We start from the raw sequence: 17,665 nt of genomic DNA, 5'->3' as shown, positions 1-17,665 counted from the left end.
GTGACCGATACAGGCGAAGCCGCCACCATCGATTCCCTGCGCCGCGCCGGCCTAGTCCGCGATGGTCAGTCGGTCACGCTCACCCCGCTTTCCGGCGGCGTATCGTGCGACGTGTGGCTGGCGCGGATCGGCGATGACGCGCCGATCGTCGTCAAGCGCGCGCGGCCGCAATTGCGCGTAGCGGCCGAATGGCTCGCCCCTGTGGAGCGCGCCGAAAATGAGGTGCGCTGGCTGCGGCGCGCGCGCCGGATCGACGCGCGGCTGGCGCCCGAAGTGGTGGCTGCGGTGCCGGACGAGCATTTATTCGCGCTCGCCTATCTGGAGCCGGAATCGCATCCGGTATGGCGCGATGAACTGATCGCCGGCCGGGTCGACGTAGCTTTCGCCGGCGGCTTCGGTCGCGATCTCGCCCGTATCCATGCCGCGACCGCCAACGACGCGGCGATCGCGCGCGACTTCGACAGCATGGACCTGTTCGACGCGCTGCGTATCTCGCCCTTCCTGCGCTATGTCGCAGCGAACCACCCGGAAGTGGCGGCGCGGCTGAACACAATCGCCGACGATCTTCAGGGGCGGCGCATGGCGCTGGTCCATGGCGACGTCAGCCCGAAGAATATCCTATGCGGGCCGGAGGGCGGCTTGTTCCTCGATGCCGAATGCGCCGTCTATGGTGACCCGGCATTCGATCTCGCCTTTTGCACTACGCATCTGTTGCTCAAGACGATCTGGCTCGCCGACTATGCCGCGCCGCTGAAACAATCCGCAAGTGCGTTCGTCACGCACTATCTCGGGGGCGTGACATGGGAGCCGGCCGAGGCGCTCGCCAAGCGAGCCGGTGCGCTGGTGGCGGCGCTGCTGCTCGCGCGGGTCGAGGGCAAATCGCCCGCTCCCTATCTAGACGCGACGGCGCGGGAGGTGGTGCGCGCCCGCGCACTGGCGCTGCTCGCCGCCGACATCCCGACAATCGACCAACTTATCGCCGAATGGCCCATGGAGTTTTGATGACCAACCGTATCGCCAACGTCCTCGCCCGCCAGCTCTGGGATTCACGCGGCCGCCCGACCATCGAGGCCGAAGTGAAGCTGGAAAACGGCGCGATCGGCCGCGCCATCGCGCCGGCCGGCGCTTCGCGCGGTGCGCATGAGGCAGTCGATCTTCGCGACGGCGGCGCGGCGTTTGGCGGGATGGGCGTGGCGAAGGCAGTGGCGAATGTCGCGGCCGAAATCGCCCCGGCGCTGAAGGGAATGGACGCACGCGATCAGGCCGCGATCGACCGGACGCTGGTCACACTCGACGGCACCCCCAATAAGGAGCGGCTCGGCGGTAACGCGCTGGTCGCTGTGTCGATGGCGACGCTCCACGCCGCTGCCGCCGCCGCACGCGCGCCGCTGTGGCGCTATCTCGCCGGCGATCGCAAGGTACGGCTGCCGCTGCCCGAGATCCAGATTTTCGGCGGCGGGGCGCATGCCGGCCGCCGCACCGACATTCAGGATTTCATGGTGATGGCGCCACACGCCGGCAGCTTCCGCCGTGCGCTGGAAATCACCGATGCGGTCTATCGCGCTGCCGGCAAGTTGATGGCGGCGATGGGTCCGCTCTCTGGCGTGGCGGACGAGGGCGGCTGGTGGCCGAACTTCTCCTCCAACGAACAGGCGCTCGACACGCTGACCAAGGCGATCGAGCGCGCCGGGCATCGTCCGGGCGAGGATGTGTTCATCTCGCTCGACATCGCCGCCAACGAACTGGGTGACGGCGATACCTATCGCCTCGCGCTTGACGATCGCCGGATGGACGGCGCGGCGATGGCCGAGGAAGTGATCGGCTGGACGCGACGCTACCCGATCCTGTCGATCGAAGACCCTGCGTCGCAGGACGACTTCGCCACGATGGCGACGGTGATGCACGCGGTGGGCGAGCAGGTGCAGGTGATCGGCGATGACGTGCTCGTCACCAATGCCGCGCGCGTCGCGAAGGCTGCCGAGGCTGGCGCGTGCAACGCCGCACTGATCAAGGTCAATCAGGTCGGCACCGTCACCGAGGCGCATGAGGCGCTGGAGGCGGCGCGCGCGCGGGGTTGGGGCATGATCGTCTCCGCCCGCTCGGGCGAGACCGAGGATGTGACGATCGCCCACCTTGCTACCGGCTGGGACGCGGGGCAGCTCAAGGTCGGTTCGTTCACCCGTTCCGAACGGATGGCGAAGTGGAACGAAGTGCTGCGGATCGAGGAGGAGATGGGCGCGGACGCGTTGTTCGCCGGCCCGTCCGCCTTCGCCGGGCCTGTCGCCGCACGGTTGGGCTGATGCGGCTCGCGATCGACACCATCCCGAGCGCTGGCTTTCAGGCGCAGATCGACGCGACGTTCGGCGTGGGGCAGGTGCGCGCGATCGAACCCGGTTCGCCGCCGGGCGACGCGGAAGTGCTGCTCCATGTCCTCGCCCCCGTTACGGCGGAGGCTATCGCAGCCGCGCCGTCGCTGCGGCTGATCCAGAAGCTCGGCGTGGGCGTGAACACGATCGCGCTCGATGCGGCCAAGGCGCGCTGCATCGCGGTGTGCAACATGCCGGGCGTCAATGCGCAGGCGGTCGCGGAATGCGCGTTGACGCTGTTGCTCGCGGTGCTGCGGCGCACGGTTGCGCTCGACGCCGCGACACGCGCCGGCACATGGGCGGTCCCATCAGATGTGCTCGACAATATGGGTGAGATATCCGGTCGGACAATCGGCCTCGTCGGCATGGGCAATAGCGCGGCGCGTCTGGCGCGCGCGCTGGAGGCGCTGGGCGCCGAGGTGGTGTTCACGGCGCGCAGCCCTCATGCCGACAAACCGTGGCGGCAATTGCCGCTGCCCGAATTGCTCGCAGCGTCGGATGTCGTGTCGCTGCATGTGCCGCTTACCGACGAGACAGCCAATCTGGTCGATCCGCTGGCGATGAAGCGCGGCGCGGTGCTGATCAATGTCGCGCGCGGCGGCCTTGTCGATGAGGCGCGGCTAGCCGAGGCGTTGCATTCAGGCCATTTGCGCGGCGCGGGGCTCGATGTATTCGCGGCAGAGCCGGTCGATCCGGCCGATCCCCTGCTCGCGCTGCCCAATGTCGTCGTCAGCCCGCATGTCGCATGGCAGACACCGGAGACGCTCGCGCGCAGCCTCGCGGCCGCCGCCGAGAACGTCCGTCGGCTGGCGGCGGGCGCCCCCCTTCTCAATCAGGTGATTTGATGACCAGCCTTCCGATCGTCCTCGCGTCAGGCCAATTGCTGACGCAACAGACATGGACACCGCAGATCGCCGCATGGGCGAACCGCGACGTGCGCCATGCCGATCACCAACGTGACGATACGATCGCGGGCATGGCGTCGCGACTGCTCGACGCGGCGCCCGAGCGGTTCGCGCTGGTGGCGCATGCGCTGGGCGGCTTCGTCGCGTTCGAAGTGATGCGTCGCGCGCCTGAGCGTGTAGCGCGGCTCGCGCTGGTCGCTACCCTCGCCTCCGCCGACGGCCCGGCACAGACCGCGCGGCGGCAGGGCTATATCGATCTGGTCGAATCCGGCCGCTTCGATCAGGTGATCGAGGAACGTATCCCGATACTGTTTCCGCCCGAGAAGCGCGACGATGCGGCCCTGCTCGGCCTCGCGCGGCGGATGGCGGCAGATACCGGCGCGGAAACCTTCCTGCGCCAGCAGCGCGCGATCATGGGGCGGATCGACAGCCGTCCAACGCTGGGCGCGATCGCCGCTCCGGTGCTGCTGATCCGTGGCGCTTCGGACGGGATAACCACGGTGGAACAGCAGCAGGAGATGCTCGACGCCATCCCCGGCGCGCGGCTGGAAACGCTGCCCGGTATCGGCCACCTGCCGACGGTGGAGGCGGCGGAACAGACCACCGCGCTCCTTACCGACTGGATCGACCGGGGCTGACGCCCCGCGTTACCGCACCGCGTAAAGCCGATGCCGCGCGCCGAGATCGGTGCGTTCGCCTACGCCGATCGCCAGCGTGCCGTTGAGCCACGCGTAATCGGGGCTGGCAGTCTCGAACACCGGCGCGATGCGCAGATAGTAGCGCGATGGATCGACCTTCGAGGCCAATGCCGGATCGGCGAACTCGCGCCGCACATCGTCCGGGATCACGCTGCGCCCGAAATAATTGACATAGATCAGCGCGCCATCATGCGTGCGCAGCACCGCGCGTGCGTCAAGCGTACCGACCGAGGCATCGGAACCCAGTCGACCGCCGACCGACCAATTGCCGCCTCCCGGAAGCACCTCACCCGACAGGCGGGGGCCTTCGAACTTGCCGCCGGTAATGTAACCGATCCGCCGGTCATTGAACGGCGACACCCCCAGCGGCACGATGCCGCCTCCGACGTGGAAGTCGACCGTGCACAGATAATCACCGAGCACCTGTGTCATTTCTGTCACCATTTTCGCGCACTCCCGCTGGACTAAACCGTAATTACTTCGTACCCTAAGTACGTCAGAAGACAAGGCGCTAGCCCGCGCCACTTGAGGAGAAGGGGGGCCATGTCCCACAATTTCAATCGTTTGTTAGCCGGAATCGCCGTGTCTGCGTTCATCGCCACGCTGGGGGCCGCCTCGCCCGCCGTCGCTCAGTCCGCACCGGCAGCCGATTCAGCACCCGCAGCAGCCCCTGTTGAGAGCGCCGGGACCGATATCGTGGTCACCGCCCAGAAGCGCGAGCAGCGATTGCAGGACGTGCCGATCTCGATGGAGGTCGTTTCCGGGCAGAAGGTCGCCGATTTCTCCGCCGCCGATTTCAAGGCCGTGCAGAATTTCGTGCCGAACATGTTCGTCCAGCAGACCAACGGCAACGACACAATTTACATCCGCGGATTCGGTTCCCCGCCCCAGAACTTCTCGTTCGATCAGGCGGTCAGCGTCTATATGGACGGCGTGTACGCGGGCAAGATGCGCCAGGCGCTCAACCCGTTCTTCGACGTCGCGCGCGTCGAAGTGATGCGCGGGCCGCAGGGCGCGCTCTATGGCAAGAACACGCCAGCAGGCGCGATCAGCGTCGTCTCGGCCGGCCCGACGAAGACGTTCGAGGGCGGGATCACCGGCACCTACAATTTCGATCTCAAGGGCTATGACCTGACGGGTTATGTCTCTGGCCCGGTTACCAACACGCTGTCGCTGCGCGTCGCGACGCGCATTCAGGATCAGGATGGCTACATCAAGAACCTGGCCAATGGTAACGACGAGCCCCGCAACAAGCTGCAATTGTTCCGTGTCAGCGCATTGTGGGAACCGACCGACAATTTCAACATGTCCGCCAAGCTGGAACTGTCGAACTACGAACGCATCGGCGGTTTGGGCGTTTCGACTCCTGAGAACACCGAGCAGCGACCGACGCTGGTCCGCTATGCGGCCAATTATCCGCTCGGTCGGGAAGGCTATACAAACAACTCGGCGCTCGGCTCCGTCACCGCGAACCTGAAGCTGGGCACGCATACACTTACGTCGATCACGGGCTATTCGTGGTTCAACGGCGCCGTGACGAACTATTTCGACCAGCGGGTTCCGGGAACGGGGCAGGTGATCGAAAACTCGGTCGCCAACAAATACCCCGAGGATTTCCATCAATTCTCGCAGGAAGTGCGGCTGTTGTCGCCCACCGGCGGCGTGCTCGAATATGTCGTTGGCGCCTATTACGACAAATCGACGTACAACGTAGATCCGTACCTCTATTACAACATCCTCGCCTTCAATCTGGTCTCGCTCAACCAGACCTATTTCCACCAGAGCGCTCGCACGCTGTCCGGATTCGGGCAGGCAACAGTGCGGCCAGCGGCGGGGCTTCGTGTCATCGGCAGCCTGCGCTATACCAACGTGCAGAAGGATGGGACGTTCAGCGGCAAACTGCTGAGCGGTCAGATTTTCCGGCCGCTGACCAGCGCCAGCGGGTCCATAGACGAGGGCCTCGTCGATCCGTCGGTCACTGTTCAATACGATGTTTCGCGCAATCTGATGGTCTATGCCGTCTATGGCCGCGGTTCGAAATCCGGTGGCTTCGTGTCGAACACGTTGGGCACGACGAACGCGACGTTCATCTACAAGCCCGAGCGCTCGCGCAACTGGGAGGCCGGGTTCAAGTCGACCCTGTGGGATGGCCGGGCAACGCTGAACGTGTCGGCATATGACACCAAGTTCACCGACCTGCAGACATCGTCATACAGCTCGACGCTTCAGACCTATATTACCGGGAACGCGGCCCAAGCGACCTCGCGGGGCGTCGAAGGATCGCTGCGCATCGCGCCAAGCCGTTATTTCGACATCACCGCGTCCGCCGCATATATGGACATTAAATACGACAAGTACCTTGGTGCTCCGTGTCTCGCGACGGCGACGGGCCCGGCGCCAGCCGGCGTCTGCGATCTTTCGGGCCGGCGCCCGCCGTACACGTCGAAGTTCACGGGCAACGTTTCGGTTCACGGACGCGTTGACGTCAGCGACTACAAGCTTGACGGCACGGCGATCCTCGGTGGGCGCTCGGGCTTCTTCAACTCCGACGACCAGAGCCCGAACTACGGCTATCAGAAGGGCTATGCGAAGCTCGATCTGCGCGTCCAGTTCGCGCCGCAGGATGATCGCTGGCACATCGCGCTGATCGGCAAGAACCTGACCAACGAACTGACCTCCGGCAGCGCGTTCCGCCTGCCCGCGCCGATCACCACCGTTTCGCGTGCGATCATGTTCGTGGAACCGCCGCGCAACATCGCGATCGAAGCAGGTGTGAAGTTCTGATCCGCTTCCCCCTCCCCGCACGGGGAGGGGGACGGTTTCACCTTTATAACGGCGTGTCGTGGCCCCATTGGCGGGTCACCACGCCGTTTTCTTTTCTGACCGCGACCCAATCGCCGCCGGCGAGCGTATCATCGCCGATCAGGTCGATCACCGCCGCCGCGATGTCATCGGGCGAGCAGCGCTCGTTGTTCGCCAATACCGGCGCCATCCAGTCCGCGACACGATCGCCACCGGTGGTATGCAGGATCGGCGTGTCGGTCAGCCCCGGCAGCACGCCGGCGACCCGCACCCCCCATTCATCCTTCAGCGACGCGCAGCAGCGGGTGAGCATCATCACCCCCGCCTTTGTCACGGCGTACATCGCATCGCGAAATCCCGGCCCCAATGCCACGGTGGACACAGTGTTGACGATCACGCCCCCGCCCCGCTCCCGCATCCCCTGCGCGATCGTCTGTGTCGCCAGCACGAGCGAGCTGAGATTGACGTCGACGATCCAGCGCAGCCGATCGAGCGGCATTTCGGGGAAAGCCTGCGCGCCCGAAACGACGCCGGCATTGTTGTGGAGGATATCCGGCGCACCTTCAGCGACCACCTGATCAAGCCACGTTGACGTAGCGGTCAGATCGGCAAGATCGAGCCGCACGATCAGCGGCTCAGCACCAGCCCCGCGCACGAGATCGGCCGTTTCGGCCAGCCCGGCCTCATTCACATCGACCAGTGTCACCCGCCCCGCGCCCGCCGCCGCAAGCCTCAGCGCGGTGGCTCGTCCTATTCCCGATGCGCCGCCAGTGATGATCGCGCGTCTGCCCAGAATTTCCACATCGCTCTCCCGTAATTCGCCGCGCCGCCCGTATCGGCGATCGTCAGCCAGTTGACACATATCCTTAAGTATCTAAGCATCGCGTACAAGAGTCGACGCCGATCGATCACAAGGATGGACAAGGACGGGAATGGCAACAGGATCGGCGACAACGATCGGGACGCGCGAAGCTGTCCCCGCGACACGCCGCACGGTCGCTTTGTGGATGCTGTTCGCGATCGGCACGCTCAATTTCGTCGATCGCCAGTTACTGTCTGTGCTGGTCGAGCCGATCCGCGCCGAAATGGCCTTCACCGATACGCAATTCGGGCTGCTCACCGGGCTCAGCTTCGCGCTATTTTACGCGCTGATGGGCATCCCTCTCGCGATGGTTGCGGATCGCTGGCATCGCGTGCGACTGATCGCCGCGGCCTGCGTGGTTTGGAGCTTATTCACCGCCGCCTGTGGGCTGGTGCATAATTTCACCCAGCTTGCGCTCGCCCGTTTCGGGGTGGGCGTTGGCGAGGCAGGCGGCGGCACGCCCTCTTACTCGGTATTGTCGGACTATTATCCGCCGGAGCGTCGCCCTTTGGCGATCGGACTCTATACGCTGTGCGGCCCAATGGGTGTGTTCCTGGGTGCCGGCCTGGGCGGATGGGCGGCCGCCACGATCGGATGGCGAGGCGCGTTCATCGCGATCGGGGTGGTCGGTGCGGTGATCGCTGCCCCGATGCTGCTGCTGCTCGTGCGCGAGCCGCCACGTGGCCAGATGGACACCGGCCGGCCGGCCGATGAAGCCGCACCGTCGATCGGCCAGAGCCTTGCCGCGTTTACCAGCAATCGCTCGCTGCGGATGGTGGCGATCGCCAGCGGGCTGTGTGCTTTCGTCAGTTACGGGATGCTCAATTGGATTCCCGCATTCCTGATGCGCACGCAGGGGATGCCCGTCTCCGCGCTCGCCACCTGGTTTGCGCCGGCCGCCGGCATCACGTTCGGGCTCGGCAATTGGGGCGGCGGAGCGTTGGTCAACCGTTTCGCGCGGCGCTCCGCTGCGGCTTACGGTATGGTACCCTGTGTCGCGATGCTGCTGCTGGTGCCGAGCTTCGCCGCCGCGCTGTTCGTGCAGAGCTGGCAATGGTCGCTGGCGATCATGCTGCTGCCGATGATTGCATGCACCATCTTCGTCGCCCCCGCGATCGCGCTGGTGCAGAACCTCACCCCGCCACGCGCGCGCGCCACCGCGACCGCGGTGCTGATGCTGATGTTCAACCTCGTCGGGCTAGGCTGCGGCCCGCTCGCAGTGGGGATGATCAGCGATGCGCTGGCGCCAGTCCACGGTGCGGCGAGCTTGCGCTTCGCATTGCTGTGTACCTTGCCGATCGCGGCGTTCGCCGCTTACGCGCAATATCGCGTCGGCCGCGTCGTGCAGCGCGATCTCGACGGCCATGGCGGCGGTTATTGAGAAAACAGGAGAGAGCCCATGAATGACACCGAAATGCGCACCTTCGCCAAGGGCTTTTTCGATGCGATCGAACAAGGCGATATTGCCGCTATGCAGGCGTGCTTCACGCCGGATGCGGAAATCTGGCACAACACCGACGAGTTGATCGTCTCGCCGGCGGATACCGCGAAGACGCTCACCGGCATGGTCGCGCGCATCAGCGACCGACGCTACGCCGATCGCCGGGTCGATGTTTTCCCCGGCGGCTTCGTCCAGCAGCATGTGCTTGAGGGCAAACGTGTCCATGATGGGGGCGCGGTGCGCCTGCCCTGCGCGATTATCTGCAAGGTCGAGAATGGGCGGATCACCCGACTCGACGAATATTTCGATTCGGCGCACGTCGCCGAATTCCGCAAATACTCACAAGCTTGAGGAGAGAGACGATGCCGGTTCTGCGCCAGGTTCCACGCAGCGCGGTCAAGGACGAGACCGTGCTCGCATATTATAACCGCTTGTTTGGAGACCGTGACCCGGTCAGCGAACCCGGCACCGCGACCGGCACGCCGGGCGACTGGTGGACGGTCTATGCGCTGGCGCCAGACATCTTCAAGCACGCGGTCGATGGCTTCGCGGTCTATCGTCACCCGAGCCGGCGCATCTCGCCAGTGCTGCGCGAGCTGGGACAGACCCGCGCCGGCTGGGTGAAGGGCAGCCAGTTCGTCTTTTCGCAGCACTGCAAGTCGCTGCGCGGGCTTGGCGTCAGCGAGGAGAAAATCGCTGGCATCCCTTATTGGACCGTCGCCGATTGTTATGACGAGCAGGAACGCGCCGTTCTCGCCTATGCCGATTGCCTGGCGCAGGCCGGTGGACGCGTGCCGGATCAGGTGTTCGACAAGCTCAAGACCTTCTGGGACGATGAGCAGATTTTCGAATTCACCTACATCACCTGCCTTTATGACATGCACGCCGTGATCACCCGCGCGCTACGCATGGAATTCGACAATCGCGAAGACCCGATCGTCGAAGTCGCGGCGCCCGAAGGCTTCGATGCGGCCGACTTCCTCAGCGCGCGCCCGTCGCGATAACCGTCAACTATATTGACGGTTATCGCGATTTGCGTTACACATAGCGTCATAAGGCGGGAACAAGTCGAGTCGCGCCACCCCATGCAGATGGGATCACGCGACAGCTTATTTCCCTTCTGGGCCATGCGCTTGCGTGGCTCGTATCAACTGCGCGGCAGCAAATGCCCGCGATGGATTGTACAAGAGGAGAAGGATGATGCCGGCCCCCAATACTCAGTTCGAATTCAAAGGCGTCAACCACTTGGCGCTGGTCTGCAAGGATATGGCCAAAACGGTCGAATTCTACCGCGACGTGCTCGGCATGCCGCTAGTCAAGACGATCGATCTGCCCGGTAATCGTGGCCAGCATTTCTTCTTCGACATGGGCAATGGCGACAGCCTCGCCTTCTTCTGGTTCAAGGGCGCACCCGAGGCGCATCCCGGCATTTCCGCACCGGAAGCACTGCCGACGCAAGGCAACTTCATGTCCGCGCACGGATCGATGAACCATATCGCGTTCAACGTTCCGGCCGAGAAATTCGACGAATATTATGATCGGCTGCAGTCGAAGGGGATCGCGGTCACCAAAATCCTGAACCACGACAATTCGGATACGCAGACTTCGGATCACATGCACGATGATGTGTTCGTGCGCTCGGTCTATTTCTTCGATCCCGATGGCGTGTGCCTCGAATTCGCAGCGTGGACCAAGGAATTCACCGACGCCGATGTGGCGCATGATCCGGTGACCGCCGACGGCACCAAGGCGGAAGGCATGATCGTCCAGACGGCGCTTGCCCAGAACGACGTCGCGGAAATGGCGCTGGCCAAGTAATCGCGCGGAAAAAGCCGGGGGGTTTCGCGCCTCCCGGCTGCTCCGGCGCTTGCAGTAACTTACATTGCTAAGTATCCTTCGCACTCCTTCCTATTAAGGGGTGACATGGCCAACGATATCCTTCTGCCGACGACGATCGTGGGCAGCTATCCCCAGCCCGACTGGCTGATCGACCGCGAGCGACTGAAGGCGAGCCTGCCGCCGCGCACCCGCGCGCAGGAATTGTGGCGCATTCCCGAACCCTGGCTGGGCGATGCGCAGGAAGCCGCGACGCTCGTTGCTATCCGCGATCAGGAACTGGCCGGCATCGATATCGTCGGCGACGGCGAGATGCGCCGCGAAAGCTATTCCAATCGCCTCGCCAATGCGCTGAGCGGGATCGATATCGACAACCCCGGCGTGGCGATGGACCGCACCGGCAAGCCCAATCCGGCACCGCGCGTCAGCGGCCCGATCCGCCGTGTCGGCGGGATCGAGGTGCAGGACGCCGAATTCCTCAAGCGTCATTCGTCGAAGCCGGTGAAGCTCACCCTCCCCGGCCCGTTCACGATGACCAAGCAGGCGCAGAACGATTATTACAAGACCGACGCCGATCTCGCGATGGATTATGCCGACGCGGTGAATGCGGAGATCAAGGACCTGTTCGCCGCCGGCGTGGACGTCGTGCAGCTCGACGAACCGTATCTCCAGGCGCGCGCCCATGATGCGCGCGATTTCGCGCTCGCCGCGCTCGATCGCGCGCTGGATGGCGTGACCGGCACCACCGCGTTGCACATCTGCTTTGGCTATGCGCTGGTCCACGGCAATCAGGTGACCAAGCCGAAGGCTTATGACTTCCTGACCGAACTCAACCGCTCGCGCATCGACGTGATCTCGGTCGAGGCGGCGCAGCCGGGGCTCGATCCGTCGATCCTCGCCGAGCTTCCCGACAAGATCATCATGTATGGCGTGCTTGATCTGTCGCACAATGAGATCGAGCCGGCCGAGCTGATCGCCGCGCGTATCCGCGAGGCGCTGCGCCATGTGTCGGCGGATCGGCTGTGGATCGCGCCCGATTGCGGCATGAAATATCACTCGCGCGAGGTCGCCTTCGCGAAGCTCGCCGCGATGGTTGAGGGCACGCGGATCGTCCGTAAGGAGCTTGGCGCGGCGTAAGGATCCCCGGCCCGACGCCGCAATGGCGTGGGCCGGCCGCTTTTCCCCGGACCTTGCTTGGTCCGGGGACGGGATTTTAAGGAGAGGCCCATGGCTATTAACGATTTCAGCCGCCGCACTCTGCTGGCGGGTGCCAGCGGCGCGGTTGCTGCCGCTGCGGCGGTTTCGATGACGAAACCGGCCAAAGCAGCCCCCGCACAGATCGAGCGCCCACGCAGCGAGCGTCGGAAGGACGGCCGCTACAATATCCTGCTGATAGTTACTGACCAGCAGCGCGCCTTTGCCGATGTGCCGAAATCACTGCCGATGCCGGGACAGGACATGATCCGCCGCCGTGGCGTCTCCTTCGACAATTACCTGATCAACACCAACCCCTGCGGCCCATCGCGCGCAGTGATGTACACCGGGCAGCATACTCAGCAGAACGGACTGTATCTAAATCCGAACAGCCAGCCCTTCCCGGAATTGCGCAAGGACGTGCCGACGATCGGCCACATGCTGCGCGATGCGGGCTATTACACGGCCTATAAAGGCAAGTGGCATTTGTCCGATATCGAGCTGCCACAGGTTTCCGAGCGCAAGTTGAAATATCCGCGCGGCGACGAATTGCTCGAGCCGTTCGGCTTCTCGGACTATAATTTCGACGGGGAGCGCGTCGGCCTGACCTGGCAGGGGTTCATGGACGACGGAACCACCGCCGCCGAGGCGATCAACATGCTGCGCGACTTCGACGCCGGCAAGGCTGGCGACAAGCCGTGGTTCATGGCGGTGAACTTCGTCAATCCGCACGACATCATGTTCTTCGATGCGCGCGGCGACGGCGAGAAGACCCGCACCATGCCCAATCTGATCGCGCCGCTGTTCCCGGCGCCGGGCGATCCGCTGTACAATGCGGACTGGAAAACACCGCTGCCCAAGAGCTTCTACGCCGACGATCTGTCAACCAAGCCCAGCGCGCACGCGGCGATCCGCGCGGCTTCCTGGGCATTTTATGGCAAGCTCGATCATGCGGACGAGGCGGCATGGCAGCGCTTCCAGAACTATTATTTCAACTGCATCCGCGACGTCGACCGCCATGTCGCGGCGGTGATGACCGCACTGGAGGAAAGCGGCCAGATCGACGACACGATCATCATCTACACCTCCGATCACGGCGAGCGCGGCGGCGCGCACGGGCTGCGGCAGAAGGCGGGCACGGTTTACAAGGAGGATATCGGCGTCCCCTTCGTGATCGCACACCCGAAAGGTGCGAAAGGCCAGCAGAGCGCGGCTCTCGGCACGACGCTGGATATTGCACCGACTTTGCTCAGCATGGCCGGCATCGATGCCGCGAAACGCCCCGCGACGCTCAAGGGGCATGATCTCACCCCCGTCGCCATGCACCCCGAAGCACGCACCGGGCGAGATCAGCAGGGCGCGTTGCTCAATTACGCGGTGGCCTATGGCTGGAACCAGCCAGACGTCGCGCCGGGCGTGGAAAATGTGAAGCCGCTCGCCGCGCCCGATATCGCGCTGCGCCGGCTCTATCGTGGGGTATTCGACGGCCGCTACAAGTTCGCGCGCTACTTCGCGCCGGATCAGCATCATATCCCGACGAGCTGGGAGATGCTGATCAAACTCAACGATCTCGAGCTGTACGACACGCTCCGCGACCCGGACGAGATCGTCAATCTGGCGAGCCCCGCCAACCGCGAGAAGAACCGCGCGCTGCTGCTGCGGCTCAACAAGATGACCAACGCGCTGATCGCGCGCGAAGTCGGCGTGGACGACGGCTCGCTCTACAAGGGCCAGTATCAGGTCACCAACAAGACCGCGTGATGCAAAGCCGCCCGCCCGGGAAATCGGGCGGGCGGCATCGCCGGCAACATGGATAAGAAAAAGGGGCGGCCCGCGCGATGCGAGGGCCGCCCCTTTTGTTTGATCTGCCCGGTCAGAAGTTCTTCGATACCTGCAACGTCACCGTGCGGCCCGGATTGATGAACACCGAGGTCGCGCCCGGAACACCCGAAATGCCGAACCCCTGGCTCCAGCTCACCGCATTGCTGAGATTTCGGCCGACCAGTGCGACCTCCCAGCGTTGCGCCTTGCTGGCGATCGCCAGCCGTGCGTCATAAGTCGTATAGGCCGGCATCATCGTCGCCGGGTTCTGCGTGTCCTGATAATTGGTCAGCCCGGTATAATTGGCGGAGCCTCGCGCGGTGAAGCTCAGATCGTCGCTGATCGGCGCATCGATCTGGGCATAGCCGGTCCATTTCCATTCCGGCGCACGCGTCAGCCGATAACCGGCGAGATTCTGCGACACGCAGGTTGCCGGCGACCCGAACACGCAAGTCGCGCCCGGATAGTCGACGTATTTGGCATCGAGATAGGCGACATTGCCGCCGAAGCTCAGGATCGAAACCGGACGGACATTGCCCTCAAGTTCGATACCGCGTGAACGCACCTTCGCCGCATTGCCCGTGACGAAACTGATGCCATTGAAGGTGGAGACCTGAAGATCATCGAAATTGGTCGTGAAGGCCGCAAGATTGAGATCATAGACGCCGCGCTCGCCGCGCAGCTTGATCCCCGCCTCCCACGAACGCGCGCGTTCCGGGTTGAATTGATATTTGCCGGTGCGGCCGAGCTGGGTGTCGTTCGACACGAAGCCGCCGCCCTTGCTGCCGGTCGCGTAGCTGACATAGATCTGGCCGCGCGAGCTGAATTTGTAGCTGGCCTTGCCCGAATAGTCCCACAGCCCCTCAACCCGCTTGCCGCGGATATCGTAGAGCACGAACGTCGGGGGGCCGCCCGGCAATTGCTGCATCCGCGCCTGTTTGTTCTCATGGCTGTAGCGGAGGCTACCATCGAACGTCAGGCCGGGCAGGATTTCCAGATTCCCCGCGACAAATGGCGAGACGGATTCGCTCGTCTGATCGAACGGGAGGACCGTGGTGCTGGTTGGATAGGCATAGATGGCTACACCGGATGCGTTCCAGAAGACGTTCTGAACGATATGCGATTTCGAATAGTAATATTGCACGCCGCCGAACAGGGATAGCGGGCCGATCGAGCCCGAAAGCCGCGCCTCCTGCGAGATCTGCGTAGTGGTTTCGGTGTGCAGATTGTCGGCAAGGGTCAGGGGGCTATTGTCGATATCGTTTTCGGTGCTCGCCTTCAGGTGCGAATATCCGCCGATCGTCGTCAACTGCACACCGCCGCCGAGATCGGTGTTGGTGGTGAGCGTGACGGAGACATTCTCGGTGCGCGAGAATTCCGGACGAGGCGATGACTGGACGTGAACGAAGCTCGGCGTTTCGGGCGCACCGCCATATTGCGCGTCGGCCTGCCGGATCAGATTGGCGACGGCCGAGCTGCCCAGGCCGTTATAGGCGCGGTTGCCGCCAGTGTAATTGTTCTTGCCATATTCGACCTTCAGCTTCGCCGACATGCCCTTGAAAGGCTCGAACAGAAGCTGCCCGCGCATGCCGAGATAGTTGTTGGCATTGTCTTTCTTGCCGGTCACGCGGTTGTACATATAGCCGCCGGCATGGCCGCCCTGCACGCTGAGACGCGCCGACAGGTTTTCGGTCAGCGGGCCGGAAAGATAGCCGTCGCCATTCCAGCCGTTGTTAGCGAATTCATACCCCGCGCTCACCCGGCCCTCGAAATCTCGGGTCGGCGCGGCGGTAATCACGCTGATCGCGCCCGCATCGGTATTCTTGCCGAACAATGCGCCCTGCGGGCCACGCACGACCTCCACGCGGGCGACGTCCATCATCGCGGTCTGTAACGAGCGCGAGCGCCCGGAATAAACGCCATCGACGAAGAAGCCGACCGACTGCTCGAAGGCCAGATTGCCGCCGCCCGAGCCGAGCCCGCGCATGCTGATGACGAAATTGCCGTTGGTCTGATCGATCTGGAGGTTGGGAACGCCGGACTGGAGATCGTTGAACTGCCGGATCCCCATATTGTCGAGCGCCTCGCCCGAGACCACCGCGACCGACAGCGGCACATCAAGCAGGGTTTGCGGGCGGCGCGTTGCGGTGACGATAACGTCATTCCCCGTGACAGGTGCCGCGCGCTGATCGCCGCTGTTCCCGGCCGCCGCCGATGTTGCATCCTGCGCGAAAGCCGGCGCGCACGGCACCGCGAGAAACGGCAGCGCCGCTCCCACCAACAATGCAACACGGTTGTTTCTGAAACCCTTCATCGCATCCTCCTCCTGCTTTTCGCGGATCGGACGAATCCCGTCCTTATTCCGCCCATTGGTCGGTTCGTTTTCTTCCCGGCTTTTTTGGTTAGTGTTCTAATTAAATCGACGCGTGACCGTCGTCAGAATGTCTGGGCGTTTGGCGGCAAACCGATCAGCGATCGGCCATGGAGCTCTGAGGCGCCGTCCTTGTCGTAAACGATGTGGTTCGACATCACGTTCACGTCGCGCAGATAGCGCTGCATCGGATTGCTCCGCAGATGCGAACTGGCGCCGCTCGCTTCCGCCACCATCATGATCGCGTGGCGGCACAGCTCCATTGCCTGGGCGATCTGCAGCCGCATCCGCGAACGCTGCTCGAAATCGGCGCGCTTCTCCGGCGTGGCGAGCGCGATATTGCTGTTCAGCGCGTCGCGCAGTAGCAACTCCGCCGTCCGCGCCATCACGCTGGCATTGGCGAGGCGCATCTGTGCCGCGGGCTTTTCGGACTGGGTAATATTTGTACCCAGCACCACGCGCTCGGTGAGTTGCTTGCGGAACAGCGATACGGCCGCGCGCGCCGCACCGACACCCGAAATCGCCGCCGTCACGCCAAGCAACGGGAGCATCGGCTGGCGATAAATCGCGTTGTCATACAACCGCGAGCCATGCGCGGTGCCGGCGCGCATCTCCGCCATATCCATCGTGCGATATTCGGGGACGAAGACGTCATCGATCAGCAGATCGTGACTCCCCGTCCCTTCCATGCCGTCGATGTGCCAGGTGTCGAGCACGGTGACCTGTTCGGTCGGCAATGCGCAGAACAGCACGACGTTATCGGGCCCGTCGACGATCATGTTGGTCACCAGCACCCAATCCGAATGCATGACGCCGGTGCCCCATTTCCAGCGTCCGGTGATGCGATAGCCACCGTCGACCTTCACCGCCTTTCCCGGCGGAGCGGTAGCGCCCGGCGCGATGACATAGGGAACGCGATCGCCGTCGAGCGTGCCGAACACCTCGTCCTGAAACCGTTCGGGGAATTGGGTGAGCATCCAATTATGCTCGACACAGAAAGCCGTTACCCAGCCGGTCGACGGGCAACCTTCGCTCAGCGGCAGCATCGCATCGATGAAGCTGTCCGCATCGAATTCCAGACCGCCATATTTCTTCGGGATGAAATGATAGAAGCAGCCGGTCTTGCGGATTTCGTTCCACACCGATTCGATCGGATGGCGAGCGCGTTCGCATTCCGCCGCATGGGCGGCAAGCAGCGGCTTCAGCGCGGTGGTACGGCGGATCAGCTCCTGCGGCGTCAAGCTCGTAAGGTCGTCGCGCGTCAGAAAATCATCATTGGCGGGGATGAAGGGCTGGACCTTCGGAACGGACGCGGCGCTGCTCATCGGGCTCTCCTGACAATATCTCTTTTCGCTCGCCCATTCTTCGG

At 63.7% G+C, this 17,665-nt stretch carries 15 protein-coding genes; 11 read left to right on the top strand and 4 right to left on the bottom strand.

What is annotated here, in order from left to right:
• From P0Y64_08680 to P0Y64_08665, 4 genes are read left to right on the top strand one after another with little or no spacing between them, the layout of a single operon-like run.
• Positions 1-1,002, top strand: coding sequence for an aminoglycoside phosphotransferase family protein (locus P0Y64_08680; protein WEK44831.1), 1,002 nt, complete (start codon positions 1-3; stop codon positions 1,000-1,002).
• Positions 1,002-2,300 (top strand): phosphopyruvate hydratase, encoded by a 1,299-nt coding sequence (gene eno / locus P0Y64_08675; protein ID WEK44830.1) that lies wholly within the window; start codon positions 1,002-1,004, stop codon positions 2,298-2,300. The genes P0Y64_08680 and eno overlap by 1 nt, the downstream gene beginning before the upstream one ends.
• A complete protein-coding gene (locus P0Y64_08670) occupies positions 2,300-3,211 on the top strand; it encodes an NAD(P)-dependent oxidoreductase (GenBank protein ID WEK44829.1) in 912 nt (303 codons plus the stop codon). The genes eno and P0Y64_08670 overlap by 1 nt, the downstream gene beginning before the upstream one ends.
• Complete coding sequence (locus P0Y64_08665; protein ID WEK44828.1) at positions 3,211-3,909, top strand: alpha/beta fold hydrolase; 699 nt, start codon at positions 3,211-3,213, stop codon at positions 3,907-3,909. The genes P0Y64_08670 and P0Y64_08665 overlap by 1 nt, the downstream gene beginning before the upstream one ends.
• A 9-nt stretch (positions 3,910-3,918) precedes the next feature.
• Here P0Y64_08665 and P0Y64_08660 read toward each other — a convergent pair whose 3' ends face one another.
• Entirely contained in the window at positions 3,919-4,401 is a 483-nt protein-coding gene (locus P0Y64_08660; protein ID WEK44827.1) for a DUF3237 domain-containing protein, read from the bottom strand.
• Positions 4,402-4,551: 150 nt separating this feature from the next.
• Here P0Y64_08660 and P0Y64_08655 point away from each other — a divergent pair, with 150 nt between their 5' ends.
• On the top strand, positions 4,552-6,753 hold the full coding sequence (locus tag P0Y64_08655; protein ID WEK44826.1) for a TonB-dependent receptor: 2,202 nt from the start codon (positions 4,552-4,554) through the stop codon (positions 6,751-6,753).
• 43 nt (positions 6,754-6,796) lie between these two features.
• On the opposite strand, the gene P0Y64_08650 is transcribed toward P0Y64_08655, so the two are convergent.
• Positions 6,797-7,573 carry an SDR family NAD(P)-dependent oxidoreductase gene (locus tag P0Y64_08650; GenBank protein WEK44825.1) on the bottom strand — a complete coding sequence of 259 codons (777 nt, stop codon included), beginning with the start codon at positions 7,571-7,573 and terminating at the stop codon, positions 6,797-6,799.
• A gap of 130 nt (positions 7,574-7,703) precedes the next feature.
• On the opposite strand from P0Y64_08650, the gene P0Y64_08645 reads away from it, so the two are divergent.
• The 6 genes from P0Y64_08645 (at position 7,704) to P0Y64_08620 (ending at position 13,865) form a co-directional block, all read left to right on the top strand.
• Positions 7,704-9,014: an MFS transporter gene (locus P0Y64_08645; protein WEK44824.1), complete on the top strand. Its 1,311-nt coding sequence runs from the start codon at positions 7,704-7,706 to the stop codon at positions 9,012-9,014.
• Between the two features lie 18 nt (positions 9,015-9,032).
• Positions 9,033-9,425, top strand: a complete 393-nt coding sequence (locus tag P0Y64_08640; GenBank protein WEK44823.1) for a nuclear transport factor 2 family protein — start codon at positions 9,033-9,035, stop codon at positions 9,423-9,425.
• Between the two features lie 11 nt (positions 9,426-9,436).
• Complete coding sequence (locus P0Y64_08635) at positions 9,437-10,078, top strand: carboxymuconolactone decarboxylase family protein (protein ID WEK44822.1); 642 nt, start codon at positions 9,437-9,439, stop codon at positions 10,076-10,078.
• 196 nt (positions 10,079-10,274) lie between these two features.
• Positions 10,275-10,892 (top strand): VOC family protein, encoded by a 618-nt coding sequence (locus P0Y64_08630; GenBank protein WEK44821.1) that lies wholly within the window; start codon positions 10,275-10,277, stop codon positions 10,890-10,892.
• Positions 10,893-10,997: 105 nt separating this feature from the next.
• Positions 10,998-12,047: a 5-methyltetrahydropteroyltriglutamate--homocysteine methyltransferase gene (locus tag P0Y64_08625; GenBank protein WEK44820.1), complete on the top strand. Its 1,050-nt coding sequence runs from the start codon at positions 10,998-11,000 to the stop codon at positions 12,045-12,047.
• A gap of 90 nt (positions 12,048-12,137) precedes the next feature.
• Positions 12,138-13,865, top strand: coding sequence for a sulfatase-like hydrolase/transferase (locus tag P0Y64_08620; GenBank protein ID WEK44819.1), 1,728 nt, complete (start codon positions 12,138-12,140; stop codon positions 13,863-13,865).
• Positions 13,866-13,977: 112 nt separating this feature from the next.
• Here P0Y64_08620 and P0Y64_08615 read toward each other — a convergent pair whose 3' ends face one another.
• Both P0Y64_08615 and P0Y64_08610 read right to left on the bottom strand, forming a co-directional pair.
• Complete coding sequence (locus tag P0Y64_08615; GenBank protein WEK44818.1) at positions 13,978-16,239, bottom strand: TonB-dependent receptor; 2,262 nt, start codon at positions 16,237-16,239, stop codon at positions 13,978-13,980.
• Positions 16,240-16,361: 122 nt separating this feature from the next.
• The gene (locus tag P0Y64_08610) at positions 16,362-17,621 is read right to left on the bottom strand and encodes a hypothetical protein (GenBank protein WEK44817.1); all 1,260 of its coding nucleotides are present in this window, start codon (positions 17,619-17,621) and stop codon (positions 16,362-16,364) included.
• Positions 17,622-17,665: the final 44 nt, after the last annotated feature.

This window comes from Candidatus Sphingomonas colombiensis (genome assembly GCA_029202845.1).
GTDB lineage: Bacteria > Pseudomonadota > Alphaproteobacteria > Sphingomonadales > Sphingomonadaceae > Sphingomonas > Sphingomonas colombiensis.
This window is presented reverse-complemented; position numbering and strand designations above follow the sequence as displayed.

Coding starts and splice junctions, on each gene's coding strand:
- P0Y64_08620 (WEK44819.1), top strand. CDS start 12,138: ATGGCTATTAACGATTTCAGCCGCCGCACTCTGCTGGCGGGTGCCAGC.
- P0Y64_08670 (WEK44829.1), top strand. CDS start 2,300: ATGCGGCTCGCGATCGACACCATCCCGAGCGCTGGCTTTCAGGCGCAG.
- P0Y64_08615 (WEK44818.1), bottom strand. CDS start 16,239: ATGAAGGGTTTCAGAAACAACCGTGTTGCATTGTTGGTGGGAGCGGCG.
- P0Y64_08610 (WEK44817.1), bottom strand. CDS start 17,621: ATGAGCAGCGCCGCGTCCGTTCCGAAGGTCCAGCCCTTCATCCCCGCC.
- P0Y64_08630 (WEK44821.1), top strand. CDS start 10,275: ATGCCGGCCCCCAATACTCAGTTCGAATTCAAAGGCGTCAACCACTTG.
- P0Y64_08640 (WEK44823.1), top strand. CDS start 9,033: ATGAATGACACCGAAATGCGCACCTTCGCCAAGGGCTTTTTCGATGCG.
- P0Y64_08660 (WEK44827.1), bottom strand. CDS start 4,401: ATGACACAGGTGCTCGGTGATTATCTGTGCACGGTCGACTTCCACGTC.
- P0Y64_08635 (WEK44822.1), top strand. CDS start 9,437: ATGCCGGTTCTGCGCCAGGTTCCACGCAGCGCGGTCAAGGACGAGACC.
- P0Y64_08625 (WEK44820.1), top strand. CDS start 10,998: ATGGCCAACGATATCCTTCTGCCGACGACGATCGTGGGCAGCTATCCC.
- eno (WEK44830.1), top strand. CDS start 1,002: ATGACCAACCGTATCGCCAACGTCCTCGCCCGCCAGCTCTGGGATTCA.
- P0Y64_08665 (WEK44828.1), top strand. CDS start 3,211: ATGACCAGCCTTCCGATCGTCCTCGCGTCAGGCCAATTGCTGACGCAA.
- P0Y64_08645 (WEK44824.1), top strand. CDS start 7,704: ATGGCAACAGGATCGGCGACAACGATCGGGACGCGCGAAGCTGTCCCC.